At 38.4% G+C, this 25456-nt stretch carries 24 protein-coding genes; 9 read left to right on the top strand and 15 right to left on the bottom strand.

Annotation, left to right across the window (positions count from 1 at the left end; genetic code table 11):
• Positions 1–8: 8 nt before the first annotated feature.
• The gene (locus BLR60_RS06040) at positions 9–368 is read left to right on the top strand and encodes a hypothetical protein (protein WP_090497823.1); all 360 of its coding nucleotides are present in this window, start codon (positions 9–11) and stop codon (positions 366–368) included.
• Here the strand turns inward: BLR60_RS06040 and BLR60_RS06035 are convergent.
• Complete coding sequence (locus BLR60_RS06035; protein WP_090497821.1) at positions 358–690, bottom strand: MGMT family protein; 333 nt, start codon at positions 688–690, stop codon at positions 358–360. The two genes, BLR60_RS06040 and BLR60_RS06035, sit on opposite strands and share 11 nt — an antisense overlap.
• On the bottom strand, positions 690–1340 hold the full coding sequence (gene trmB / locus BLR60_RS06030) for a tRNA (guanosine(46)-N7)-methyltransferase TrmB (RefSeq protein ID WP_090497819.1): 651 nt from the start codon (positions 1338–1340) through the stop codon (positions 690–692). The genes BLR60_RS06035 and trmB overlap by 1 nt, the downstream gene beginning before the upstream one ends.
• 113 nt (positions 1341–1453) lie before the next feature.
• On the opposite strand from trmB, the gene fcl reads away from it, so the two are divergent.
• On the top strand, positions 1454–2380 hold the full coding sequence (gene fcl / locus BLR60_RS06025; RefSeq protein WP_090497817.1) for a GDP-L-fucose synthase: 927 nt from the start codon (positions 1454–1456) through the stop codon (positions 2378–2380).
• A 186-nt stretch (positions 2381–2566) separates the two neighbouring features.
• Here fcl and BLR60_RS06020 read toward each other — a convergent pair whose 3' ends face one another.
• Complete coding sequence (locus BLR60_RS06020; protein ID WP_090497815.1) at positions 2567–3694, bottom strand: glycoside hydrolase family 130 protein; 1128 nt, start codon at positions 3692–3694, stop codon at positions 2567–2569.
• 227 nt (positions 3695–3921) lie between these two features.
• On the opposite strand from BLR60_RS06020, the gene BLR60_RS06015 reads away from it, so the two are divergent.
• Positions 3922–4854, top strand: a complete 933-nt coding sequence (locus tag BLR60_RS06015) for a hydrogen peroxide-inducible genes activator (RefSeq protein WP_090497813.1) — start codon at positions 3922–3924, stop codon at positions 4852–4854.
• 308 nt (positions 4855–5162) lie between these two features.
• Here the strand turns inward: BLR60_RS06015 and BLR60_RS06010 are convergent, their stop codons facing one another.
• The 4 genes from BLR60_RS06010 to BLR60_RS05990 all read right to left on the bottom strand — a co-directional run bounded on the left by BLR60_RS06010 (position 5163) and on the right by BLR60_RS05990 (position 7656).
• Positions 5163–5624: a hypothetical protein gene (locus BLR60_RS06010; protein ID WP_090497811.1), complete on the bottom strand. Its 462-nt coding sequence runs from the start codon at positions 5622–5624 to the stop codon at positions 5163–5165.
• Positions 5625–5719: 95 nt separating this feature from the next.
• On the bottom strand, positions 5720–6328 hold the full coding sequence (locus BLR60_RS06005) for a superoxide dismutase (protein ID WP_090497809.1): 609 nt from the start codon (positions 6326–6328) through the stop codon (positions 5720–5722).
• Positions 6329–6602: 274 nt separating this feature from the next.
• On the bottom strand, positions 6603–7070 hold the full coding sequence (locus tag BLR60_RS06000) for a nucleoside deaminase (RefSeq protein ID WP_090497807.1): 468 nt from the start codon (positions 7068–7070) through the stop codon (positions 6603–6605).
• A 250-nt stretch (positions 7071–7320) separates the two neighbouring features.
• Positions 7321–7656, bottom strand: a complete 336-nt coding sequence (locus BLR60_RS05990) for a tRNA-binding protein (protein ID WP_090497803.1) — start codon at positions 7654–7656, stop codon at positions 7321–7323.
• Positions 7657–7845: 189 nt separating this feature from the next.
• On the opposite strand from BLR60_RS05990, the gene BLR60_RS05985 reads away from it, so the two are divergent.
• From BLR60_RS05985 to BLR60_RS05975, 3 genes are all read left to right on the top strand, one after another.
• Positions 7846–9327: a xylulokinase gene (locus BLR60_RS05985; RefSeq protein WP_090497801.1), complete on the top strand. Its 1482-nt coding sequence runs from the start codon at positions 7846–7848 to the stop codon at positions 9325–9327.
• A 112-nt stretch (positions 9328–9439) separates the two neighbouring features.
• Positions 9440–10771 (top strand): xylose isomerase, encoded by a 1332-nt coding sequence (xylA, locus tag BLR60_RS05980; protein ID WP_090497798.1) that lies wholly within the window; start codon positions 9440–9442, stop codon positions 10769–10771.
• A 194-nt stretch (positions 10772–10965) separates the two neighbouring features.
• A complete protein-coding gene (locus BLR60_RS05975) occupies positions 10966–12633 on the top strand; it encodes a sodium/sugar symporter (RefSeq protein WP_090497796.1) in 1668 nt (555 codons plus the stop codon).
• Positions 12634–13068: 435 nt separating this feature from the next.
• Here BLR60_RS05975 and BLR60_RS05970 read toward each other — a convergent pair whose 3' ends face one another.
• The 7 genes from BLR60_RS05970 to BLR60_RS05940 form a co-directional block, all read right to left on the bottom strand.
• Positions 13069–13452 carry a hypothetical protein gene (locus tag BLR60_RS05970; protein ID WP_090497794.1) on the bottom strand — a complete coding sequence of 128 codons (384 nt, stop codon included), beginning with the start codon at positions 13450–13452 and terminating at the stop codon, positions 13069–13071.
• A gap of 1 nt (position 13453) precedes the next feature.
• Positions 13454–14689, bottom strand: coding sequence for an ABC transporter permease (locus BLR60_RS05965; protein WP_090497792.1), 1236 nt, complete (start codon positions 14687–14689; stop codon positions 13454–13456).
• An 88-nt stretch (positions 14690–14777) separates the two neighbouring features.
• Positions 14778–15416, bottom strand: coding sequence for an MBL fold metallo-hydrolase (locus BLR60_RS05960; RefSeq protein WP_090497790.1), 639 nt, complete (start codon positions 15414–15416; stop codon positions 14778–14780).
• A 48-nt stretch (positions 15417–15464) separates the two neighbouring features.
• On the bottom strand, positions 15465–16052 hold the full coding sequence (gene gldD / locus BLR60_RS05955; protein ID WP_090497788.1) for a gliding motility lipoprotein GldD: 588 nt from the start codon (positions 16050–16052) through the stop codon (positions 15465–15467).
• Positions 16053–16129: 77 nt separating this feature from the next.
• The gene (locus BLR60_RS05950) at positions 16130–16873 is read right to left on the bottom strand and encodes a shikimate dehydrogenase family protein (protein ID WP_090497786.1); all 744 of its coding nucleotides are present in this window, start codon (positions 16871–16873) and stop codon (positions 16130–16132) included.
• A gap of 84 nt (positions 16874–16957) precedes the next feature.
• Positions 16958–17725 carry a phosphosulfolactate synthase gene (locus BLR60_RS05945; RefSeq protein ID WP_090497784.1) on the bottom strand — a complete coding sequence of 256 codons (768 nt, stop codon included), beginning with the start codon at positions 17723–17725 and terminating at the stop codon, positions 16958–16960.
• 60 nt (positions 17726–17785) lie between these two features.
• A complete protein-coding gene (locus BLR60_RS05940) occupies positions 17786–19189 on the bottom strand; it encodes a tetratricopeptide repeat protein (RefSeq protein WP_090497782.1) in 1404 nt (467 codons plus the stop codon).
• 518 nt (positions 19190–19707) lie between these two features.
• On the opposite strand from BLR60_RS05940, the gene BLR60_RS05935 reads away from it, so the two are divergent.
• Complete coding sequence (locus BLR60_RS05935) at positions 19708–19890, top strand: hypothetical protein (protein ID WP_090497780.1); 183 nt, start codon at positions 19708–19710, stop codon at positions 19888–19890.
• A gap of 11 nt (positions 19891–19901) precedes the next feature.
• On the opposite strand, the gene BLR60_RS05930 is transcribed toward BLR60_RS05935, so the two are convergent.
• Positions 19902–20549, bottom strand: coding sequence for a hypothetical protein (locus BLR60_RS05930; protein ID WP_090497779.1), 648 nt, complete (start codon positions 20547–20549; stop codon positions 19902–19904).
• Positions 20550–20818: 269 nt separating this feature from the next.
• On the opposite strand from BLR60_RS05930, the gene BLR60_RS05925 reads away from it, so the two are divergent.
• Positions 20819–23929, top strand: coding sequence for a SusC/RagA family TonB-linked outer membrane protein (locus tag BLR60_RS05925; protein ID WP_090497777.1), 3111 nt, complete (start codon positions 20819–20821; stop codon positions 23927–23929).
• A 16-nt stretch (positions 23930–23945) separates the two neighbouring features.
• Positions 23946–25448 (top strand): SusD/RagB family nutrient-binding outer membrane lipoprotein, encoded by a 1503-nt coding sequence (locus BLR60_RS05920; RefSeq protein WP_090497775.1) that lies wholly within the window; start codon positions 23946–23948, stop codon positions 25446–25448.
• Positions 25449–25456 lie beyond the last annotated feature (8 nt).

Raw genomic sequence — 25456 nt, 5'->3', positions numbered from 1 at the left:
ATTTGATTATGAAAATAATATCTCCAAAATTTCATGCGGTTTTAGATTACCTGTTAATTATGCTTTTGTTGGCTTCACCAGATGTTTTCGGTCTTTCTAAAACAGCCTCTACATTGGCTTATGCGTTAGGTATCGTTCATTTTTTATTAACGATCATGACTAACTTTAGTGGTGGTATTTTTAAAGTTATCCATCTTAAACTTCACGGCCTTATCGAGTGTTTCGTTAGTGTTATACTTGTTGTTTTAGCGTTTACAATTTTTAAAGGGAATTTAGTAGACGAAATCTTCTTTGCCAGCTTTGGCCTATTGATTTTGATCATTTTTACCCTTACTGATTATAAACGGAATTTACCCGTTATATTGTAATTTCTTCCAGCGGATTCCAGAATACTTGTTTAAAGTTTACCACCTTATCATTTTTCACTTCAACACCTTCTTTTTTTAGCAGTTCTTCCATTAACGCTGGTGGCTTGAAGTGAAACTTACCGGTAAGCAGGCCACTACTGTTTACTACCCGATGTGCCGGTACCTGCGGATGGGCTGTTCCGGCATACAGCATAGCATGTCCGACCATTCTTGATGATTTTGCCGCACCTAAACTTTTCGCGATAGCGCCATAAGACGTAACCCTTCCTTTCGGAATTAACCGGGCAATCTCATAAACCTGTTCGTAAAAGTTGATATCCATTATTCAAAAGAAAATTGAATATAATTAATATTTTTATCGTGCAACAAGTATTTCTTCTCGTAATAGGTTTTGATCGATAATACCTCATCAACCAGATCTGAAGTATACAGATGATCGGTATTTTTATGCACAGGTAAATTCAATTCTGCAACTTTTTCGCAAGTGTATGCATATAACTGATCATTATCGGTTTTCAAATTAACACATCCACCCGGTTTTAAAACCAGTTTATAACGATTCAGGAATGCCGGAAAAGTTAAACGTTTTTTCTCACGGCTATCCTGTGGCTGTGGGTCGGGAAAGGTGATCCAGATTTCGTCTATTTCCCCCTCATTAAAGTAGTCCAATAAGTTTTCAATCTGTATCCTTAAAAAAGCAACATTATCAATTCCATCTTCAATAGCGGTTTTGGCCCCGCGCCAGATGCGGTTACCTTTATAATCAACACCAATGAAATTCTTCCCTGGGAACAGCCTGGCCAGATTTACTGAATATTCGCCTTTTCCACAGGCCAGTTCCAGCACAATAGGGTTTGTATTTTTAAAATGTGCTGAAGCCCAGTTCCCCTTTAAAGCTTTTCCTTGTTCTAATTGATATACGTTTGCGAATGTTTCTATTTCTGCAAAACGCCTAAGTTTATCTTTACCCAAAAGTTTTTTTTCTGCAAAAATACAATTAAATCAATAATCGAAGTTTCTTTTGCTGTAAAGATTAGCGGCAATCTTCTTTAGTAATCGTATTTTTGTAACCTATAAAAATTACTGTGGAAAAAAACGCGAAAATATATGTTGCAGGCCATCGCGGTATGGTAGGTTCGGCCATTTACCGCAAACTGCAAAAAGAGGGTTACGAAAACATTATTACCAGAACGTCAGAAGAGCTTGATCTGCGCAACCAGCAGGCAGTTACCGACTTTTTTGCCGCAGAAAAGCCAGATTATGTTTTTCTTGCAGCAGCAAAGGTGGGTGGCATTGAAGCCAACAATACCTACCGGGCCGATTTTCTTTACGAGAATTTAGCCATACAAAATAACGTAATCCACAATGCTTACGTAAATGGTGTTAAAAAGCTTATGTTTTTGGGCTCAAGCTGTATTTATCCTAAAATGGCGCCACAACCCTTAAAAGAGGATTACCTTTTAACAGGTACTTTAGAACACACCAACGAGCCTTATGCCATTGCCAAAATTGCAGGGATTAAAATGTGTGATGCCTATCGCGCTCAGTATGGCTGTAATTTTATTTCTGTAATGCCAACAAATTTATATGGCTTTAATGATAACTATCATCCTCAAAATTCGCATGTTCTACCTGCTTTGATCCGTAAGGTACATGAGGCAAAAGTTAACGATAAAAAAGAAGTTGTGGTTTGGGGTTCTGGCGCACCGATGCGCGAGTTTTTATTCGCCGATGATTTAGCAGACGCCTGTTATTTCTTAATGCAAAACTATAATGAGCCAAATCTGATCAATATTGGTACCGGGCACGATTTAACCATTAAAGATCTGGCTTTGCTGATTGCAGCTGTTTTGGGTTTCGATGGGGAACTGGTATTCGATGCCACTAAACCAGATGGCACGCCGCGTAAATTAATGGATGTGAGCAAACTCCATAGTTTGGGCTGGAAACATAAAATTGAGCTTAGAGAAGGTATTTCCCTGGCTTATCAGGATTTCGAAAGCCGGTACTAAATGAATTTTACAATGGTGGGGCTTGTCTTATAAATATAGAATTGTCAATCCTGAGCTTGCCGAAAGACCAGTTTTAAATGTCTTACATGGCATTCGATACTTCGTCAAGCTCAGTACAGGCTAAGCTCGACGTGCCAAATCTGATGGAATTACAATTTATGATATAGCCTCATTTTTATTTACACCTTATTTTTTAACACGAGGATTATAAATGGCTACTGCCACCCGGCTATCAGCACAGCCATAGTATAAAAACCACTTATTTTTGAAATAAACCAGCCCTTCAATAAAAACCGTACCAGAGGGGTACTGTCCGCTTTTTTCGAACGGCGCAGTAGGCACGAAAAAAGGTTGATCGAGCCGCGCAATCACTTTTGAGGGATTTTTCAGGTCGAACAACACCTGTCCGGCCGAATAGGTATTGGCAACATAATTAGCATCTCTTTCGCCATCGCCCCTGTTTTTGCCATTATACAAAACTAAAATACCTTTATCTGTAACAATGGCCGGCGGACCGCATTCGGTCAGGTCGCTATCAAAATGTTTTTTTCGGGGTTTCACAATTAAATCCAGATCACCTGCTGTGTTTAAAGCCGGCTGCCAGTTGATGAGATCAACAGAGGTCGCAATATTCATGAAACGTTCGCCCCAGTACATCATGTATTTACCGTTTATTTTGGCAATAATCTGTTTACCGTTTTCTAACCTCGTAACAATTGAACCGGATTTGCATTTGAGATCTTTAAATTTACCATTATAGGCTTTACTAAACGCAGGGCCGTGTTTGTCCCAGTGTTTTAAATCTTTGGAAGTAGCTACTGCCAGGCGGAATATATTGCGGTTCCATTGCGTATACAACATTACATATAACCCCTCTGCTGTAACAGCAATGCGCGGGTCTTCACAACCACCCGGCCATTCGTTTGCCTTCTGCTCATCTTCGTCCGGATAGAGTACTGGTTCAGGATTGCGTTTCATTTTAATCCCATCATTGCTTTCCGCAATTCCTATTCTGGACGTACGCATGCCTATTCCAGTGCCAGAACGATCCTCACTGCGATATAGTACATAAATCTTATTTTGGTGTACCGTAGCGGCCGGATTAAACACATCACCAGCTTCCCAGGGTATTTTTTGTTTACTCATCGGGTCGAAAAAAACACTTTCTGCTTTTGGCGAAATAATGGGATTTACATTTTCTGTCCTTACAAATGGTCCTAATGCCCACTCGGGGAGTTTAGTCTGAGCGTTTACCGCAATGGCTAGCGGAAGAAAAACGACAAGTAGGAATAAGCGAAAACTGGTTCTATTCATAAAACTAAAATACTAATTAATCTGCTTAGATGGTGATAGTATAATTACCCTAAATTAAATCAATCAGATTAAAATAACTGATCAACCTTTTGTTTAAACGGCTCATTTTAATTAAAATTTCCCGGTTCAATCTATTCAGAATTAACGATGTAGTTATTCCAAATGTAAAACGTTTTCCATTATAGTTAAAATTGATATATTTGACATCATCAATCAATTTTGCCTATATGACTTTAGTTCAGCTCGAATATATTGTTGCCGTAGATACTTATAGAAGTTTCGTAACCGCAGCTGAAAAGTGTTTTGTAACTCAGCCTACCTTAAGTATGCAGGTGCAAAAACTGGAGGAATTAATTAGCGTTAAAATTTTCGACAGAAGTAAACAACCTGTAAGTCCGACAGAAATTGGTGCACAGATTATTGCACAGGCCCGAATCATCCTACAAGAAAGCGGGAAAATTAAAGAACTGATTAGCAGTCAGCAACAAGATGTACTTGGCGAACTGAAAATTGGAGTAATCCCAACTATCGCCCCATACTTACTACCTGAAGTGATTTCGGCCATGCTGGATAAATATCCGGAATTGAAACTTTTGATCTGGGAATATACCACTGAAGACATTATCCACCACCTAAAAACCGGTGTGCTCGATTGCGGTATTTTAGCTACCCCATTAACTGACCCGAACATTACGGAAATACCGTTATATTACGAAAATTTTGTAAGCTATATCAGCAAAAACAGTAAGCTGTATAAAAAGAAGGCTCTTGATGCCGAAGACCTGAACGACGAAAATATCTGGCTCTTGAATGAAGGTCATTGCATGCGCAATCAGGTATTAAACATTTGCCGCTCTACAAAAAACAATAGATTGCAGGGATTAGAGTATAATACCGGCAGTGTAGAAACCCTAGTGCGTATGGTTGATTTAAATGGTGGGGCTACCTTACTACCTGAACTGGCCATAGCCGAGCTTAACGCTAAACAATCCAGCAAAATACGCCATTTTAAATCGCCTGAACCTGTACGCGAGATTAGTTTGGTTACACACAAAAACTTTATTAAAAAACGAATGCTTAATGCTTTAAAAGACGAGATTTTAGCCATTATACCTAAAGCAATGAAGCAGAAAAAGAAAAAAGATGTGGTGGGAATTTAGCTTTCTTGCGAGGTTTAAGAGGATAGAGCGTAGGAAAAACTTACCAAGTCTATCGCCGCATTCATAAACACTGCTAAAACAATCGGAACTGCGAAAAACTACAATGCCCAGGCAAAGATTGAAAAAAATCAACATTTATCCCCAAAATATTGCTTCCTAAGGAATAAGTATCACTTAATAGCTGGAAAGATGCTGAAATAAATTCAGCATGACGATCGCCTTAGGAATATGTTTAATAAAAAATAAATGCGTCCATGATAAGATAGTTATCGGACGCAATAGGGATAAAGATACTTCCTCCCACAGGATTACTGATTTTGTTTCTCTACCGGAGGTGCAGATAATAATCCTTTAATATCACTTTCTACTTCTTCCTCTTCGCCTTTTTTCTTTTTCTTGTTCTTAGATTTTAATCCTTTGCCACTTAAACGCTCCTCAATAATTTTATCATATTCGGTTTGTTGCTCCGGCCTTAAAACATTGCGGATATTTTTTGAGGTTTCGTTCTGAAGTTTGTAAAATTTATCTACATCCTCCTCACGAGAGTTACCTGCCTGTTGCCTTTTAATTAAATCAGCCTGTTCTTTAGCCTGGTTGTAAGTAAAACTGTAGATTACACTTTTTTGCGTACCATTAAGTTTTAATCGTTTCTCCAGATCATCAACATTCTTCTGTGCAATTTCTGCTGGGGTAGGTACTTTATTCTGTTGTGCACGCACTAATCCATTTACACCAACAATAATTAAAAATAAGATTACAAGCCTTTTCATTCCGAATATTTTATATGCGAAGTTACTTAATTATCTTAAAACAAGAAAGTCCCGGTTTGCACCGGGACTGCTCTTAAATTTTATAGAATGTTAGCTTACAAAGCTTTTTTGTAAAGTTCTGCAACAGCATCCCAGTTAATTACATTCCAAATTGCCGCTAAATAATCAGGGCGTTTGTTTTGGTATTTTAAGTAATAAGCATGTTCCCAAACATCGATACCCAAAATTGGTGTTCCTTTTACCTCAGCAACATCCATTAAAGGATTATCTTGATTTGGAGTAGAAGAAACCTGAAGTTTTTTATCAGCACCTACTGATAACCAGGCCCATCCTGAACCAAAACGGGTAGCACCAGCTTCTTGTAATTTAGTTTTAAGATCAGCAAACGAACCAAAAGTTTCGTTAATTGCTTTAGCTAAATCGCCAGTTGGCTCACCACCTTTATTTGGTCCTAAAATGTTCCAGAATAAAGAGTGATTATAATGACCACCACCATTATTTCTAACAGCAGCAGGAAATTTTGAAATGTGTTTTACAATTTCTTCGATGCTTGAATTTGCCTCTGGCTTACCTTCTAATGCTTTATTTAGGTTGGTAACATAAGCCTGGTGGTGTTTATCATGGTGAATCTCCATGGTAGTTTTATCAATATGCGGTTCTAATGCATCGGTTGCGTAGTGTAACGCAGGTAATTCAAAAGCCATAACGTTTTATGTTTAAAGATTTAAAAATATTTCTTGTAGCAAATATAACATTAGAACGTTAAGATTTGTTCATGTTATTATCATCAAATCATTTTCCGGGCTAATGCTATCATGTTGAAGATTCTAATATTGGAAGGTTTTTGGAAAATCAGCATCTTCTCCTTTGGCAACGAAGGATGCTCAATATTAGCGATTGAATGGCCGTAACAGCGCTTAATGCATTACAAATGCGCGGGTCAATAATCCTTGTTAAAAACAAGGACAATTAGACTAACTACCTTTTCTTAGCAAAAAAGTCCTTCATCAATATCCCGCACTCCTCCGCCATTACACCACCTTTTAATACCGTTTTAGGATGAAGCAGGTTTGTATTTTTGGAGATAAACCCTCTTTTTTCTTCTCTGGCACCATATACAATGCGGCCAATCTGTGTCCAATAACTTGCTCCCGCACACATTACGCAAGGCTCAATGGTTACATATAAAGTGCAATCTCTTAGGTACTTGCCACCAATAGTTTGTGCCGCAGAAGTGAAAGCCTGCATTTCGGCATGTGCAGTTACATCATTAAAGCGCTCAGTTAAATTATAACCACGGCCAATAATCCTGTTTTTACTTACCACAATAGCACCAATCGGAATTTCATCTTCAGCCAAAGCTTTTTTTGCTTCTTTCAAAGCCAGTTTCATATAATGAATATCTTCTTCTTCAGGATCGGTATTTTCGAAATTGTAAAAACTCATGAGGCAAATATAGGGTAATAATGGCCAAAAAGACTTCCGAAGGTTCCAAAGGCAAAGGGCCGGCAAAACTGCTGAAGTCTAAGTTGAAAATTGGTTAGGTTTTGGAGCGCAGCATCAGCGCTTATCGGCTGCTTCAGTCCTGCTTTACGCTCCAAGTCCTCTCCCGGTGAAAAACCGGGATTGCGGGCTTTCTGCTGCAATCAGGGCTAATTGGCCGCAGCAATTACGTGTAAACTTCGGAAGCTAACTATTAAACCAATTTACTTCCGTTCGGCACCTCACGCTCCACCGTAGTTAATACGATATCGCCATTTTCATCGGCAAAACCGGTCACTAAAAATTCTGACATAAATTTGCCGATCTGTTTTTTAGGGAAGTTTATCACGGCAACAATCTGTTTTCCGGGTAATTCTTCCAATGTATAATGTTTGGTAATTTGCGCGCTGCTCATTTTAATGCCAAATTCGCCAAAATCTACTTTTACCTTATATGCTGGTCTTCTGGCTTCAGGAAATTCGAAGGCTTCTAAAATAGTACCTACCCTCAATTCCACTTTTTCGAAATCGCCCCATGTAATCTGTTCCATGTATCATCATTCTATCTGGAGGCAAAAATATAAATTATCGGGCATTCCATATCCAGCTAAAAACAAATTATTGCGATTCAACCGTTTGCATTAATTTGACAGCTTTTTATAAAAAATTTGCGTTTTATATTTTTAGCACTATCTTTATGCAACCGTTTGCATAACCAAATATTAAAATTAGATGAAAGCATGTATTTATTAGGCATTGATTTAGGTACCTCATCCATTAAGGTAGCCATTGTTGATGCAGCTACACAAAAAAATATAACCTCCGTTCAATATCCGGAAGAGGAAACAGCCATTAAATCTTTACAGTCGGGCTGGGCAGAGCAATCACCTGATGATTGGTGGCACAATGTTCAACAAGCCATCCTCAAATTAAATTCTACAGGTCTTTTTGATCCAAAAGAAATTAAAGCCATTGGTATTGCGTACCAAATGCACGGATTGGTTGTGGTCGATCAAAACCAGCAAGCACTCCGCGATAGTATCATCTGGTGCGACAGCAGGGCAGTTGAACTGGGCAATAGTGCTTTTGAGGCAATTGGTCATGAAAAGTCCTTAAAACACCTGTTAAACTCTCCTGGCAATTTTACGGCATCAAAACTGGCCTGGGTTAAAACAAACGAGCCAGACATCTATAACCGCATCGATAAAATCATGCTCCCTGGCGATTTTATCGCCATGAAATTAACCGGAGAAATCACCACAAGTATTTCGGCACTATCTGAAGGTATTTTTTGGGATTTTGAAAACCATGAAATTTCTAAAGATGTAATGGATTATTATGGTATTTCGGGAAACCTGATCCCAACGGTTAAACCATTATTTTCGGAACATGGCTATTTAAAAGCCGATATTGCAAACGCATTAAATCTACCAGCCGGTATTCCGGTAGCGTACAAATCAGGCGATCAGCCGAATAACGCGCTTTCTCTAAACGTATTAAAACCTGGGGAAGTTGCCGCTACAGCCGGAACATCGGGCGTAATTTATGGCGTAAGCGATGAGCTTACTTACGATAAACAATCGAGAGTGAATACCTTTGCGCACGTAACTTATTCAGCAGAGAAAAAGCATACAGGCGTTTTGCTTTGTATTAATGGAACTGGTAGCATGTACCGTTGGGCAAAGCATATTTTCGCACCACAGTCTAGCTATGCCGACCTGAATATCCTGGCTTCAAAAGCACCAATAGGTAGTAATGGCTTAAAAGTACTTCCTTTTGGCAACGGTGCAGAACGGATGTTAAATAACCAATACACAGGGGCAGTGTTATTAGGGATCGATTTAAACCTTCACAATCAATCAGATATCTTCAGGGCGGTACAAGAGGGAATTGCTTTTTCTTTCCGTTATGGATTGGATATTATGCGCGAAAATGGCATGGAGCCTAAAGTTATCCGCGCCGGGAGGGCCAACCTGTTTTTAAGTGATGTATTTGCACAAACTTTTGTAGATGTTACCGGCATTCCAGTAGAACTTTACGAAAACGACGGCAGTGTAGGCGCAGCCTTAGGTGCAGGTATAGGTGCCAGCATTTTTAAAAACGCTGAAGAAGCTTTTAGCAACCACGAAGTAATCAAAACTTTAATACCGCAACATTCAACTGAGTACGAGCCAATCTATCAGGATTGGAAAAAAATATTAGAAAAACAATTAGCAAAATAAATTTGGTTCATGGCTCATGGTTTAATGTCACATCGATAAGTCGGCTATAAGCTATCAACCATTGACTAATTAACTATAGGCCGCGAGCCATCAACCCAAAAAAACAAAAAACATGACAAAAGTAGTAACCGGAGCAACGGAATTTTTCAAAGGCATTGAGCAAATCAAATTTGAAGGACTGGAAAGCGATAATCCATTAGCATTTAGATGGTATGACGCCAACAAGGTAGTAGCTGGCAAAACCATGAGCGAGCATTTTAAGTTTGCCTGTGCATACTGGCATTCATTTAATGGTAATGGCGCAGATCCGTTTGGAGGTGCAACACACGTTTTCCCATGGGATGAAAAAAAAGATGCGGTAGAACGGGCAAAAGATAAAATGGATGCCGCTTTTGAATTTATCACCAAAATGCAGATTCCATATTATTGTTTCCATGATGTGGATGTGGTAGATTATGGCGATGATGTTGCCGAAAACGAGCGCAGATTACAGGCCCTTGTTGAATATGCAAAACAGAAACAGGCAGACAGTGGTGTAAAATTATTATGGGGAACAGCTAACTTATTTAGCCATAAGCGCTACATGAACGGTGCCTCTACCAATCCGGATTTTCATGTACTGGCACATGGCGCTGCCCAGGTTAAAGCAGCTTTAGATGCTACGATTGCCCTTGGTGGCGAAAATTATGTTTTCTGGGGTGGAAGAGAAGGCTATATGAGCCTATTAAATACCAATATGAAACGTGAGCAGGAGCATTTGGCAAAATTCTTACATGCCGCTAAAGATTATGCACGCAAACAGGGTTTCAAAGGAACATTCTTTATTGAGCCAAAACCATGTGAGCCTTCTAAGCACCAATACGATTACGATGCAGCTACAGTAAAAGGCTTTTTACAACAATACGATCTGTTGGCAGATTTTAAGTTAAATTTAGAAGTAAACCACGCCACACTGGCCGGACATACTTTCCAGCATGAATTACAGGTTGCAGTTGATAATGGCTTATTAGGCTCTATCGATGCAAACCGTGGCGATTATCAAAATGGCTGGGATACCGACCAGTTCCCGAACGATATTAACGAGCTAACGGAAACCATGTTGATTATTTTAGAGGGTGGTGGCTTACAAGGTGGCGGTGTAAACTTCGACGCTAAAATCCGCCGTAATTCTACTGATCAGAAAGACTTATTCTATGCACACGTAGGCGGAATGGATATCTTTGCAAGGGCATTAGTTACTGCAGATGCCATTCTACAAAAATCTGATTACAAAAAAGTAAGGGCCGATCGCTATGCTTCATTTGATAGCGGAAAGGGTGCCGAATTTGAGCAAGGCAAATTAAGTTTAGAAGACTTAAGAAATTACGCTGCAGAAAATGGCGAACCAGAGGTACGCAGCGGAAAGCAGGAATATCTTGAAAACCTAATCAACAGGTATATTTAAAAGAGGCATAATCAAGAGTCGTCATTGCGGGGGAACAACGAAAAATTGGCCTTGCAATGACGATACCTCAGGTATGATCGTATTTTAAGGGAAGCTTGAATTAATAAACGTCACTTTAACATTTTTTAATTCAAAAAAAGCAGAGATTAATTTATGATTTTACTACATTTAGATTTCTAAACCAAATAACTTAAATGAAAGTCACAGATTACATTATTTTTCTAGCCTACTTTGCCATTGTAGCAATTTACGGTTTCTGGATTTACCATCGTAAAAAACAAAAACAGATGAGCAGCAAGGATTATTTTCTTGCAGAAGGTTCACTCACCTGGTGGGCTATTGGTACATCTTTAATTGCCTCGAATATTAGTGCCGAGCAATTTGTAGCCATGAGCGGCGATGGATTTAAAATGGGATTAGCCATTTCCACCTATGAATGGATGGCAGCTGCAACACTGGTCATTGTAGCCACATTTTTTATCCCCGTATATCTTAAAAATAAGATCTACACCATGCCACAATTTTTAAGTCAGCGTTACAATGGTACCGTAGCTATGATTATGGCTGTGTTTTGGTTGTTATTATATGTTGTGGTAAATTTAACTTCTATCTTGTATCTGGGTGCATTAGCTGTGAGCAGTATTTCTGGTATTGGCTTTTGGTATTGTATGATCGGCCTGGCCATTTTTTCTGTAATTATAGCTTTAGGCGGCATGAAAGTAATTGGTTACACGGACGTAATCCAGGTAGCGTTTTTAATTTTTGGCGGTTTAGCAACTACTTATTTAGCACTTAATTTAGTAAGTGATCATTTTGGTGGCCATGGCGTACTAGATGGTTTATCGTTCTTAAGAGAAAAGGCACCAGATCACTTCCACATGATATTCAAGAAAGATAGTGCCAATTATGCCTCATTACCAGGTATGACGGTATTGCTTGGTGGGATGTGGATTGTCAACTTAAACTATTGGGGCTGTAACCAGTACATCACCCAACGTGCATTAGGTGCTGATCTGAAAACGGCGAGAGCAGGTATCTTATTTGCTGCCTTTTTAAAGCTTTTAATGCCTTTAATCGTAGTATTACCGGGTATTGCAGTGTATATGTTATATCAGGAAAAAACAGGTATTGATGTGAATTCGATGATGCCTGGCGGAGAACTTCGTCCGGATAGGGCTTACCCTACTTTATTGAGTATTTTACCAACAGGACTTAAAGGTTTATCTTTTGCCGCTTTAACCGCAGCGATCGTTGCTTCATTAGCCGGTAAAATCAATAGTATCTCTACCATCTTTACCCTTGATATCTTTAAGAAACACATTAATGTAGAAGCGAGTGAGAAAAAACTGGTCAGTACCGGACGTGTGGTTGTAATTATTGCAATGGCTATCGCAATCGCTATTTCACCTTTCTTAGGTATCGATAAAAAAGGTGGTTTCGAATTTATTCAGGAGTATACAGGTTTTGTAAGTCCTGGTATTTTTGCCATGTTTATATTGGGTTTCTTCTGGAAAAAAACCACTTCAAATGCAGCTTTATTTGCAACCATCGGTGGTTTTGGTTTATCGGTATTGCTGAAATTCTTGCCAGGAATGATGGACTTGTCTTTCCTTCACAATTTTGGATTCTCGGTAGCCAATGCAGATGGCGTTTATGAAATACCTTTCCTGGATAGAATGGGAATTGTATTTGTAGTCTGTATAATCGTGATGTTTGCCATCAGTATGTTCGAAAATAGCAAAGGCGATAAATCTAATGGTTTAGAAGTCGATTCTAGCATGTTCAAAGTACATCCTTCATTTGCCGTTGGATCAATCATTGTGTTCGGAATCTTAGTTGCCCTTTACTCTACTTTCTGGTAAAATTAAAAGTCAATGATATCTACAAGGCTCGTAATGAAAATTGCGGGCCTTTCTTGTTTTCAACTAAGGGTAAAACAATGCTTAATTTCATCAATCCGGAGAGACGCTGCGCTTAACTCTTCTGGTAAGATGGTAGTTAGATAGTAGCAGAACCAGGCCAAAATAGCCCTGATTGAAGTGGAAGCCCGCAAGCGAAGCATGAGCACGGACTTGTAACGGAAAGCAGGACTAAAATAACCGATCAGCACTGTAATTGCGCTTCAAAAAAAATAGATATAATGGTTTAGATCATTTGATTAACCAAACTAGCTAACTCGAACTTACCTCGATAAAATTGACCTCTGTTTAACTCGAAATATTGAGTTTGAAACCTCAATTTTATTGGTTAACCGTAGAGATGCTGCGCTTAACTCTACGGACAGTAAAGGCATGAAATTATTGTGCGCAAGGCCCGTCAGGAATTTCTTTACTGATTTTAATCACTTTCATCACCACTAAAGTCGAATCAAAATCACTGGAAACGATACTGGTATCAGATTTCGCAAAATAACCTTCCAACTCTACGTATACTGGCTCGTAGGGCTTTTCGAAACCTAAATTGCTATAAGAAAGTTCTAAATTTTTTACGCTGTCTTTTACCCAATACTCTCGCCCGTCTTCGCATAAGGTAAAAGATTTTACTTCAGGACCAAAACTATACAAACCTTTAACAGTTTTCAGGTTACTTTTTTCTCCTTCGGCTTTATCGTTCCTGTTACAAGCTGTAGCGGCTACGCCAAGGAGCACAACGAATACAATTGCCTGTTTAAATAACTTCATTTTATATAGTTTGATTAATTTGATCTATCTTTTTAACACTTAAATTGGATGACAAAGCAGATGCCAAAAATGAGAAGATGCCTACCGTAACAAAGACTAAAACAAAATCTTTCCATTTTAATGCAATTGGATAAGAACTCACCAGTGTTTTGTTTACCTCATCTCCCATTTTAATAAAACCATAGGTATGCTGAAAATAATAAAATATAATTCCTATAATTAAACCCAGCAGGCAGCCAGACATGGTAATCATCATTCCCTCAAATAAAAATATTCGTTTGATTAATTTTTTGCCCGCGCCTAAACTGCTTAGAATGGCAACGTCTTTTACCTTATCAATTACCAACATGGTTAACGACCCTATAATGTTAAATATAGCGATAACGAGGATAAAAGTAAGGATAATATACACGGCCCATTTTTCGGTGTTTAAAATGTGGTATAGCGATTTATTTTGCTCGGCCTGATTTCTGACTTCATAATCTTTACCAGCCTTTTCAATTATTTCGTTTTTAAAATCATCTACATCAACACCAGGCTGCAGATTGATCTCAATAGCAGACACATTTTTGTCTTCTCCAAGTAGCTCGCGGGCGAAACCGAGCGGAACAATGATCCCATTATCAAAATCTTGTTGTACCTCAAAAACACCACTTACCCTAATATTCTTTACCACAAAATCGTCGGCCGGATTTATTGTATTTACAGCGATATTTTTCTTTGGCGAATAAATTTCCAGTTCGGTAAAAGGATCAACCGTATTAACAGCCAGATAACTTTGTAAAGCCGAACCAATCACGGCATTATCACCACTCTTATTATGCAGTATAAAACGGCCTTCTTTAATGGTACTGTCTAATTTGGCGTTTTTTAAATAATCCAAACTTACCCCTTTGATCATCCCAACAGCCTGCTTGTTATTGTATTTTAACAAGGCGTTTTCTTGCAACACCTCAGTAAAAGCAGCAACATCCTTATTTTTTCTGAGCTGATTAAAATAGCTTGTATTGGGATCAAAGGTTTTGCCCTTGGTTGGCGTAATCGCAATTTGCGGTGTAATGGTATCGAACATATTCAATACCACAGTTTCCAGACCGTTAAATACCGAAAGGATAATAATTAGAGCTGCGCTCCCCACCATTACACCTACCATTGATATGCCCGAAATCAGGTTAATGGCATTGGTTGATTTTTTGGCAAAAAGATACCTTTTGGCAATGTAAAACGATGTATTCACAGCAGTAAAGATAAATAAAAGGTTGAGGGTTTAAAGGTAAAAGGCTTAAGGTTATAAACCCTTTAAAAATTATAAACCGTTAATTCCCCTAAAAAAACGGGTTATGTTGTTTTTCAAAACCAATGCTTGTTGCTGGTCCATGGCCAGGATAAACTTTGGTTTCATCAGGTAAGACAAAAAGCTTATCGGAAATGTTTTGGATTAATTGCTGATGGCTACCGCCTGGCAAATCGGTACGGCCGATACTACCGTAAAAAAGCACATCACCGCCTATTAAAATATGATCGGCAGCGCTATAAAAACATAAATGTGCCGGGGAATGTCCGGGAGCAAAAATTAAAGTCAGTTCGCTATTGCCAAAAGAGATAGTTCCTGTTTCGGGTAAAAATGTATCTGGTAAAGGGGATACCTCATAACGGGTAAAGCCCATTGATGGCGCATAACCGGGAACCGCATTTAAAATCGGTAATTCGCCCTGATGAAACTGTGGTTTTAAGCCATAGGTTTCGTACACAAATTTATTGCCGAAAACATGATCAAGATGGCAATGTGTATTAAGTAATAAAACAGGTTTTAAACCTTCCTGTTTAATGAAAGCCGCCAATTCATTTTGCTCAACCCCTTCGTACATACCCGGATCGATAATGACACATTCTTTGGTTTCATCGTAAAGCACATAGGTATTTTCGCTGTAAGCGTTAAAGGTAAAGGTTTTTATTGTAATCATAATTCTTAGAAAAAGCCTGTTTCCAAAAACAGGATAATCATTAATAAATTAATTTTTCCACCTGAAGGTAGAAATCAAGGTATCGATATCTTTTTTAATAAATTTAACAACGGGCTCAATAGAATCGTATTGTGGACGTTCATTAAAGTATAAAGCCCCTCTAAAATAATGTTTAGCACTATCTGTTAAAAAAAACTGAACAGAAGAAGCCGTATTCCCCTCAATGGCGTAGTAAATGCCATAAACTTTGCGGTCAGGGTAGTTGATGATCTTCTGATCAATCGCACTTGCCTTTATGGTATGTTTGAAAGCCAGCTTTCTTGCATCTTCTACCATTTCATCATATTCGCGCTTACCCGAAACATCGTAATAAGTTAAATGCAAGAAGCCATTAAACTGTTTAAAGTGTAAATTGTACCAGTCCTTTTGAGCATCGCGGCTTTGATCTTGCTCTATTACGGAATAGGTAGGATATTTGAACGTAAAGGGAACAGGCCTGGTAAATGTTGTATAGGTTTTTTCAGGAAATATGATCCTAAAGTAAGCTTTTGGCTTAGGGCTATAATCATGATCCTGACAAGCTGTTATGAACAAAAGCATTACAAATAGAACACAGATCAGTTGTTTTAGTTTCATAGCATATTATCAAAGATTGTTTCCGTGATCGTCGGGAGCAGGCTATAGCTAATCTAGCAGCTACGGCAAGGATATCATTATTTATTCCAGATTGCCCAAGCTTTTTCGGCTTGTTTGTAAAGCATTTCCAAACCGTTTTCAACTGCCGCACCACGTTCAGCAGCTTTTGCCAAAAATGCGGTCTCGAGCGGATTGTACACTAAATCGTATGCCAGATGCCCTGATCCAACTAAACTGTAATCAATTTCGGGAAAGGTATCAATATTTGGCGACATCCCCAAAGGCGTGGTATTGATTAACAACTGGTGAGAAGTTAAAATTTCTGGTGTAATTTCTGAATATAGAATAGCACCAGGAACAGCAGTTCTTACCACCACCTGGTATTCGATATTCAACTTTTCTAAAACGTACTTTACCGCTTTTGCAGCGCCTCCATCACCAAAAACAAGCGCTTTTGTATGTTGCGGCTTTAACAAAGGTTTTAGCGACTCTTCAAAACCATATGCATCGGTATTATAACCTTTTAAATAGGTTTCACCTTCAAAGTTTTTGATCGAAATGCAATTTACGGCACCAATTTTTTCTGCAGCTTCATCTACCTCATTTAAATAACATAGCACGTTCACTTTATGCGGAATAGTAACATTAAGGCCACATAGTGATGGATTCTCACTTAGCAGATCAGGCAGCATTTTAATATCGGCAATAGGAAAAAGCTCATATTGATGATCGGTAATGCCCTCATTCTGAAATTTCTCAGTGAAATATTTTTTCGAAAAGGAGTGAGAAAGCGGATACCCGATTAGACCGTATGTTTTCATATTGATATAACAAGCAAACCTTACAGATTTTTGAAACCTGTAAGGTTTATTTAACTATGCGTCTCGAAACGACGAATTTTGTCTTTATTTTACCTGGTTAAGGAAATAGTCGAAAGTATCTCCTCTTAATCCTAAACGAATGGTTTCTAAAGGAATTACTTCGGCCGGGGCAATATTGCCCAGGTTTACATTGCTACCGATTAATTTAATAAACCAAACCTGCTGCTCTTTTTGAGGAGCCTCCCAGATAATGGTTTCTTCAGGAATCTGCGTTAAAATTTCATCAACCAATCCTTCTCTTACTTCGCCGCTTCCACGGTAAATACCTACATTACCACCTTCCCGGGCTTCTGCAATTACTTTCCAGGAACCTGCCTCAAGTTCGGCCTGCATTAATTTAATCCATTTATATGGCGCAAATATTTTGGCGGCATCTTTACTGCCAACTTCAGAAATTACGGTTACCTGCTTAGAAAGTTCGCTGATAAAACCACATTTTTTGTCGTGTTCAATTTCTATGGATCCATCAGATACTTCTGCATACTCCATTCCGTATTGATCTAAAACACGCTGATAATCTGAAAACTGGTTACGGATGATAAAGGCTTCAAATAACGTTCCTCCGAAATAGGTAGGAATGCCTGCACTTTTATATAAAGCTAATTTTTCTTTAAGGTTTGGTGTTACATGCGATGTTGCCCAACCTAATTTTACGATATCAGTATGTACGCCGGCAACTTCAATAAAATCTTCAACCTGGCGTAGGCTCAATCCCTTATCCATAACCATGGTTAAGCCTTTTTGGCGCGGTTTAGCTGGACGTTCGGGAACGTTTAATAATGGATAATTCATATGCGTACAAAAGTGAAAAAAATTTTGAGATTTATTTGTTAAATTTTTCTCACAAGGTCGTTACCTTATATATCTGTTTATAACATTCAGAATAGCACTATTATCCTGTAATTGCGGTAAATATTCAAACAATATATAGTGTTTATCAGGGTCGGTTGTTAAAGCCGTTTCTAAATATCCAAGTGCATCGCCATAATTTCCCAAGGCAAAAAGATAGGCTACCATCCGATAATACAGTTCTGCAGCTTCCGGGTTATTCTTAATGGCCTCGGCCATTGTTTCTGCTGCTTCTAATAATTTTCCCTGCTCGTAAAGTACGGTACTAAAATCCAGCCAGGCTTCAATATCCAAAGGATTATACTCCAATACTTTTTCGTATGCTTCTATCGATTCGTCAATCTGGCCTAATTTATAATAAGCATCGGCCATAGCGAACCAGAAATCTGCATTCTCAGCCTCTAAATCAATTGCTTTTTTATAAAAATGTAATGATTCAAAATAACGCTCTTCAAAATTCAGTGTAACTCCAATCCCAAACCAGGCATCAGCCATTTTAGGATCCATTTTTACCGATTTTTTATAGTAAGAACGGGCTTCGTCCATTTTCTCCAGCTTCTCGTAACATTCGCCAATGGCACAATAAGTATCGGCATTAGGCGGTTCGTATTCGAAAGTCTGCTTGTAAACCGCTATCGCTTCATCGTATTTATCAAGTTGCACAAGCGCATTTCCTTTGTTGAAATAGGCTGAACTGAAATCTTCTTTAATTAAGATGGCGTAGTCGTAAGCGTCGATTGCTTTTTCGAAAAGGTTCAGTTTGTGGAAACTATTACCCAAATTGTACCAGGCCGCGTAAGAATAGGGATCGGTATCAATGTATTGCTGATAAAATTTGATACTTTCTTCTTGTTTATCTAACACATCGTAACAGAAAGCAAGTTCATATAAACCATCCTGGTTTTCCATATTCTGCTCTAAACTGAGCTTGATATAGGTAATGGCGCTTTCGTAATCGCCCATGCTCTGGTAAACATAAGCCATCTGTAATAAAATTTCATCCGTACTTTCGGCCAGCCCCAAAGCTTTTTCATAGTTTTGTAAAGCCTCATCAAAACGTTCAGTATTTTGAAAAATATTACCGCGCAGCAAATAAATATCTGGCTCAGAAGACTCTAAAAGTTCGGCCTTTTGCAAAGCAATAAAAGCTTTTTCGTTGTTGTTGGTTAAGATGTAAAGATGAGCCTGTTTAATTAAAAATACTGTTGCATAAGGGTGTTGACTGATTGCAAAATCAACTACCTGCAAAGCTTTGACCGGATCATTTTTCTCAATGTAAAAATCTACAATGTATTCGAATGCACCTGCGTCGAAAAAATACTGATCCTGGTTCCGGAGCATTTCTTCGTAACGTTCTACCGAGCGTTGTGCATCTTCGTTGGATTCAAAAAAGAATTCTTCTTCCATATATTATACTATTAAAGAACCGTGCCAATTAGCAGAAAAACACATGATAAGTTTAACGATTTTAATTATCCGTTTTTAAAATAATTATTAACACCAACAGACAAAAACAATGTAAACAGCTGAAAATAAAGCGTATTAACTGTAATTAAGATGTGTGGATAATCGATGGATTTTTTGCAAGATCGCGGTTCCTTTTCCCTTCTTTTACAAAAATACTATAAATTTATGGTATATACGTAATGAAGAAGTCATGAAAGGATTAGTCATTTTTATCCTTTTTACTATGTTTTGTTACTCAAAGCTTTGCACAGCGTGATGAGGAAGCCGCGGTTAAAAAAGCGGTAATAAGCCTTTCGAAGGGATGAGAACTTTGGGCAGTACTTTAACAAGGATGCTTTTGCGAAAAGTGCCATCATGCAAACAATAGTTGAAAAGGATGGAAAAGTAAATGTCCGAACTGAATCGGTGGGCAATTTTGTCAAATTTATCGGAATGCCCCACCAGCAAAAATATGATGAATGCATTGTTTTACCAAAATACTAATTGATGGTGCTCTGACTTCGGTTTGGACAGACTATAAATTTTACCTGGGCGAAAAATTTAGCCATTGCGGAGTAAATCCCTTCCAATTGGTTAAAGGCGATAAAGGCTGGCAGATTGTTTATCTCATTGATACGAGGAGAAAAACTGGATGTAAGTAAGCCATCAGCTTTTATTGTAACGTATTGTAATATTTGCAGATTTTAATCAGGTCATCTTCCTGTTTTAGATCCAGTTGTTCGTTTTTGATGTAAGCAGTTATTTGTTCCTTTTTATCGGCCAAAACCGTTGTAATATTTTTTGTTGAAGGTACAAATTTTTGAATTGTTCCGACTTTACTGCTGAAATATGCAGCATGCTGTGCAAGTTTGTCGGTTTTTTTCTTTGTAAACCAGTCTTCCACTATTTCTTTTTTAGCTGAGTATTTTTTTAGCAGTGTAACGTTACCTTCAGCAACTGCTTCATAAAAACCTTCTGCCTGACCGAATTTTAATTTGATGAATTGGTGAGAATTGCCAGTAGAATCAAGCAGTTTGAAAGATTGCACGGAATCCTGAATGGCATAAACATTTTCATTTTCTGTGTATTCCAACTGTTGCGTTTCCAGGTTATACCTCACATTTTTGATATCAAACACTTTCTGACTCACGGTTTTAATGATCCCATTAGCGTACTTAGTGTTAAAATAAGGGCTTCCTTCAACAGGATTTTTTACCACTGATTTTAAAAGTGGTTTTGCGCCTGAACCAACTGTAACATTCTGTGCAAAAATATAAGTAGTGAGGCCGATTAAAATGAGAATCAAGAAAAGTTTTTTCATGGTTGCGTTTATAAGACAGAAATTTTGTGTATTTCGATTGGTTCTTTGTGCTGACATTGTAATGAAAATTGAAAAAAATGAGAAAAAAAAGCTAAAAATAAGTTGATTTTCTTTCAGATATCAGTCATAATTCAAAATTACTAAAACATTTTAGTGATTATTTAAACTAAATTTATAACATTTTCAAGATAATCATGATTTTTTTTGATTTATTGACAATAAAAACTGTAATTCGCGAATTATTAACTTAAACTAACTTCTAAAAAACTATGAGAAAACTCGTAATGTGTTTATTCATGTTTTTATTTTGCGGCATTATAGAAACTAATGCTCAAAGTAAAAATATTACTGGTAAAGTAGTTGCATCTAACGATGGTCTTCCGCTTCCAGGAGTAACAATCCGTGTAAAGGATACAAAAAAAGCCACCACAACAGGTTCCGATGGTAAATTTTCCATCAATGTCAGTCCGAATGACGTCCTTCAGTTCGCCTACATTGGATCTTTGCCAAAAGAAATTACGGTTGGTACACAATCAAATCTCGTTGTTAGCTTAGAGCCCGATTCGAAAACTTTAAGTGAGGTGACCATTTCTACCGCATTGGGTATTAAACGTAAGCCAAAAGAAATCGGTTATGCCACGCAGCAGGTAACCGGTAAAGCATTAACGGCAAGCAGACCCACCAATTTAGCAACGGGTTTATCAGGAAAGGTTGCCGGTTTACAGATTAATCAGGCTAATAACCAGATCGATGCAGGCGATCAGGTAAGGGTGGTATTGCGTGGTAACCGGTCGTTTACCGGTAACAACCAGGCGCTTTTGGTTTTAGATGGTATTATTGTGCCATTGAGCCAGTTGAACTCAATTAACCCGAACGACATTGACAATGTAAACATTTTAAAAGGTGCAAATGCTGCTGCACTTTATGGTTCAGATGCTTCTAACGGTGTAATTATTGTGAGCACCAAGAGGGGGGCTTCTGAAGGAGGAGGCATTAGCTATACTAATTCCACTTTACTAAATCGTTTAAGTTACTTCCCTAAGCTACAAACAGAGTTTGGTGGTGGTACTACTCAGGATGATTTTGGATTTGGTTTGTATACTCCTTTTGAGAACCAGACTTTTGGCGAGCGTTTTGACGGGAGCATCAGACCGTTGGGCCGTATTTTAGAAGATGGTACTTACCAGATGGTTCCGTACACTTATAAAGATGGCGAAAAAGAGAGTTTCTTTGAAACTGGTATTGATGAGCAGAATGACCTCACATACTCAGGAGGAAATGAAAACGGAACAACCTATATCAACCTTCAGCGTGTAAACAGTAAAGGTTATGTGCCGGGCGATAAATCGAACAGAACAGCAATCCGTATAAACGGGACCCGTAAACTGAACAAATTTTTAGCTGATTACTCATTTAACTATACCCAGAGAAATTACGATAAGAGTACTAATCAGGTATATAATAACGTAATTAATACCCCAGGAAACGTACCATTGACGGAGTACAGCGATTTAAATTCGAAATACGGCAATCCTAACGATTACTACAATGATTATTATAACAGTCCATATTTTGGCTTACAGCAAAATCGCAACAATGAAAGAAGAGATGATTTGTTGGGTAATGTTTCGTTTACGTATAAACCCGTTGATTGGTTTAGCTTATTGGCGAGAGGTGGTTTGAGTACTAAAAATACGCAAGGTAAAGACAGGAACTATGCCTACACTTATTCTGATTTTGCACATAACTCCGGCAAAGGCATAGCAGCCAATCAATACAACAAATCATCGGTACGCGATTACAATGAATTTGAAAGCAGGTACACTGGCGATTTTCTTGCAACAGCTACTAAAACGTTTAACCAATTCAAATTTACTTTAATTGGTGGCGCGCAGGTGATTCAGAAGAACTATAAGTACATGACGCAAGCCGGAAATGATTTGGTAGTTGATAATCTTTTTAACCTTAACAACCGTTCGGGTGAGATTGTTGGTTCTGAAAACGAGCGCAACTCCCGTCAGCTGGGTTTATTTGGAGATTTAACCGCTACCTATCATGATTACTTAACCATTCACATCTCTGGTAGAAATGACTGGGACTCGAGATTATCCAGAAGCAACCGTTCTTTCTTTTACCCCGCCATTGATGCAGCTTTAACACTTACAGATGCAATACCTGCACTCAAAGAAAGCAAAATCATCAGTAACTTAAAAATCCGTGGCGGTATTTCTAAAGTGTACGCAGTACAGATCGATCCATATAAATTGCTTTCTACTACCAGTCCGGCTGGAAACTTCCCTTATGGCAGTACCGCAGGATACGCTATAGATAACGCAGTTTATGATCCTAATTTGAAACCAGAACAGACCATTTCAAAAGAGATTGGGGTAGATATCGGTTTCTTAAATAACCGCATTACCTTAGAAACTTCGGCTTATCTGCAGAATACCAAAGATCAGGAAATCATTAACGGGATAGATTTGTCGGCTACCACCGGTTATACCAGTGCTGTAATTAATACTGGTGAAGGCCAAAATAAAGGAATTGAGTTTAGCTTAAACGCGGCCCCTGTAATTGGTTTTTCAAACGGATTCAGATGGAATGTAGGTGTGAACTATTCATACAACACCAATAAAGTGCTATCACTATATCAAGGTCAGAATCAATTGGGTATCGGCGACAATAACTATATCGTAGTAGGCCAGAGTTTCCCTTCATTACAGGTAAGTAGTTACCAAACAGACCCGCAAGGTCGTGTTATTGTAGATGCCAATACAGGTTTACCACTTTCAAACCCGATTAACAAAGATTTTGGACAAACCAACCCAAGCAGCGTACTGGGAATCAATACCAGCTTTACTTTTAAAAATTTTACCCTTTCGGGTGTAGCAGAATACCGTAGTGGTAATGTTTTCTATAATAGTTTTGCAAGTACATTAGATTTTGCGGGTGTTAGTTACACTTCGGCACAGGCTGGTCGCGAGCGCTTTGTTTATCCAAATTCAGTAATCCAAACTTCACCAGGTGTATTTGTTCCTAATACAAATACTACAACTATAAATGGTAATGGATCTTTTTGGGCTGATGGTATTCGTAATAATACTGCTTCTAATTATGTAATGAGTTCTGCATTCTGGAAAATCAGAGAACTTTCTTTGGCCTACCAGGTGCCAACGCAGTGGTTACAGAGCAAAGCCAAATTTATCAAGAATGCAAGTATTGCCTTGATTGGAAGAAACTTATTTATGTTCAGACCTAGTGATAACATTTACACCGACCCGGAAATTAACGTTGGAACGGGAAATGCTCAGGGTGTAAATAACTTAAATCAAACGCCTCCTACACGCATTTATGGTTTTACCGCAACAATTGGCTTTTAACAATTAATAAAAAAACATGAAAAAGAAATTAATATATATGTTTACGGTATCGGCAGTATTAATGCTTGGTGCCTGTAAAAAGGGTTTTTTAGATATTAATGATAATCCCAACAACGCTACAAATGTTAAGCCTGCTTTAATATTAACAGGTGCTTTAAACAATACTGCTGCCTATACTACCGGCGGCTCTATTTTTTACAGCTTTTCAGCCCTGTGGATGAATTACTGGATGACACCAGGAGGCGTTTCTGGATGGTACGAAGAGCGTTCATACAATTTTACCACCAACTGGAGTGGTTCTACTACACTTTGGGGCAATTTGTACGATAACCTTAACGATTATGCCTCATTAGAAAAACAGGGGAAAGCAACTGGGCAAAATTTCTTCGTTGCTGTGGCCAAAACAATGAAAGCCTGGGACTACCAATACCTGGTAGATTTTTACGGTAATGTGCCTTACACGCAGGCGTCTAAATCGGTTCTGTTTCTTAACCCAAAATACGATAAAGGGCAGGCTATTTACGAAGATCTGGCAAAGCAACTGGATACAGCGGCCAATTTATTTAAAACGGCCACAGTAAGTCCATCAGACGTTACAGCCGATATTTATGCCAAAGGAGATGTGAAAAAATGGGGTAGATTTGCAAATACCTTAAAGCTCAGAATTCTTTTGCGCCAATCTGAAATGCCTGGAAAGGAGCAATATATCAAAGATGAAATTGCAAAAATCACTGCAAATGGATTTGGATTCATCGGAGTTGGTGAGGGAATGTTTAATAATCCAGGTTATTTAAATACTTCCGGCAAGCAAAATCCATTCTGGGGCGTATATGGTTATGCTGCCAATGGCGACAAAACTGCATCGCACACTTATATGCTGGCCAGCACTTACGGCATGGATTTCCTAAAAAATAACAATGATCCACGTCTGGGCAAATTTTACAGCACAGTTAACGATGGAGCAGGAAGTACATACGTAAGTTTAGTTTGGGGTCAGGATGTAAATTTCGATCAAACACTTACTACAGTATCTGGAATTGGTAAAGGGCTATTAAAGTCATTTGATCAATCGCAGCCTATTATGACAGATTTTGAAAGTTTATTTCTTCAGGCAGAAGCTGCACAAAGGGGTTATATTTCTGGCAGTGCACAGGCGAATTATGAAGCTGCTGTAACGGCGAACTTTGTTTACCTGGGATTAAATGATACAGATGCAGCAACTTACCTTGCTGACCAGGATGTAGCAAAATGGAGTGCTAACGCAGACAAAATTGCCTTGATCATTAAACAAAAATGGGCTGCCATGAACGGTACAAATGATATTGAACCCTGGACAGATTACAGACGTTTAGAGCTTCCTGCAGATATGCCGATATCTATTTCTTCTACGGTTACGACTAAAAAGATCCCGGTAAGGATGTTATATCCACAAAGAGAATATAACACCAACTCGACAAATGTAATTGCAGAAGGTACAATAAACCAGTTTACCTCTAGAATTTTCTGGGATGTTAAATAAATCATTTA

This window comes from Pedobacter terrae (genome assembly GCF_900100705.1).
Classification (GTDB): domain Bacteria; phylum Bacteroidota; class Bacteroidia; order Sphingobacteriales; family Sphingobacteriaceae; genus Pedobacter; species Pedobacter terrae.
This window is presented reverse-complemented; position numbering and strand designations above follow the sequence as displayed.

Excerpts from the sequence above, each read along its gene's own strand:
- BLR60_RS06040 (WP_090497823.1), top strand. The coding sequence starts at position 9 with ATGAAAATAATATCTCCAAAATTTCATGCGGTTTTAGATTACCTGTTA.
- BLR60_RS06035 (WP_090497821.1), bottom strand. The coding sequence starts at position 690 with ATGGATATCAACTTTTACGAACAGGTTTATGAGATTGCCCGGTTAATT.
- BLR60_RS06020 (WP_090497815.1), bottom strand. The coding sequence starts at position 3,694 with ATGAATAGAACCAGTTTTCGCTTATTCCTACTTGTCGTTTTTCTTCCG.
- BLR60_RS06015 (WP_090497813.1), top strand. The coding sequence starts at position 3,922 with ATGACTTTAGTTCAGCTCGAATATATTGTTGCCGTAGATACTTATAGA.
- BLR60_RS06010 (WP_090497811.1), bottom strand. The coding sequence starts at position 5,624 with ATGAAAAGGCTTGTAATCTTATTTTTAATTATTGTTGGTGTAAATGGA.
- BLR60_RS06005 (WP_090497809.1), bottom strand. The coding sequence starts at position 6,328 with ATGGCTTTTGAATTACCTGCGTTACACTACGCAACCGATGCATTAGAA.
- BLR60_RS06000 (WP_090497807.1), bottom strand. The coding sequence starts at position 7,070 with ATGAGTTTTTACAATTTCGAAAATACCGATCCTGAAGAAGAAGATATT.
- BLR60_RS05990 (WP_090497803.1), bottom strand. The coding sequence starts at position 7,656 with ATGGAACAGATTACATGGGGCGATTTCGAAAAAGTGGAATTGAGGGTA.
- BLR60_RS05985 (WP_090497801.1), top strand. The coding sequence starts at position 7,846 with ATGTATTTATTAGGCATTGATTTAGGTACCTCATCCATTAAGGTAGCC.
- xylA (WP_090497798.1), top strand. The coding sequence starts at position 9,440 with ATGACAAAAGTAGTAACCGGAGCAACGGAATTTTTCAAAGGCATTGAG.
- BLR60_RS05975 (WP_090497796.1), top strand. The coding sequence starts at position 10,966 with ATGAAAGTCACAGATTACATTATTTTTCTAGCCTACTTTGCCATTGTA.
- BLR60_RS05970 (WP_090497794.1), bottom strand. The coding sequence starts at position 13,452 with ATGAAGTTATTTAAACAGGCAATTGTATTCGTTGTGCTCCTTGGCGTA.
- BLR60_RS05960 (WP_090497790.1), bottom strand. The coding sequence starts at position 15,416 with ATGATTACAATAAAAACCTTTACCTTTAACGCTTACAGCGAAAATACC.
- gldD (WP_090497788.1), bottom strand. The coding sequence starts at position 16,052 with ATGAAACTAAAACAACTGATCTGTGTTCTATTTGTAATGCTTTTGTTC.
- BLR60_RS05950 (WP_090497786.1), bottom strand. The coding sequence starts at position 16,873 with ATGAAAACATACGGTCTAATCGGGTATCCGCTTTCTCACTCCTTTTCG.
- BLR60_RS05945 (WP_090497784.1), bottom strand. The coding sequence starts at position 17,725 with ATGAATTATCCATTATTAAACGTTCCCGAACGTCCAGCTAAACCGCGC.
- BLR60_RS05940 (WP_090497782.1), bottom strand. The coding sequence starts at position 19,189 with ATGGAAGAAGAATTCTTTTTTGAATCCAACGAAGATGCACAACGCTCG.
- BLR60_RS05935 (WP_090497780.1), top strand. The coding sequence starts at position 19,708 with ATGCATTGTTTTACCAAAATACTAATTGATGGTGCTCTGACTTCGGTT.
- BLR60_RS05930 (WP_090497779.1), bottom strand. The coding sequence starts at position 20,549 with ATGAAAAAACTTTTCTTGATTCTCATTTTAATCGGCCTCACTACTTAT.
- BLR60_RS05925 (WP_090497777.1), top strand. The coding sequence starts at position 20,819 with ATGAGAAAACTCGTAATGTGTTTATTCATGTTTTTATTTTGCGGCATT.
- BLR60_RS05920 (WP_090497775.1), top strand. The coding sequence starts at position 23,946 with ATGAAAAAGAAATTAATATATATGTTTACGGTATCGGCAGTATTAATG.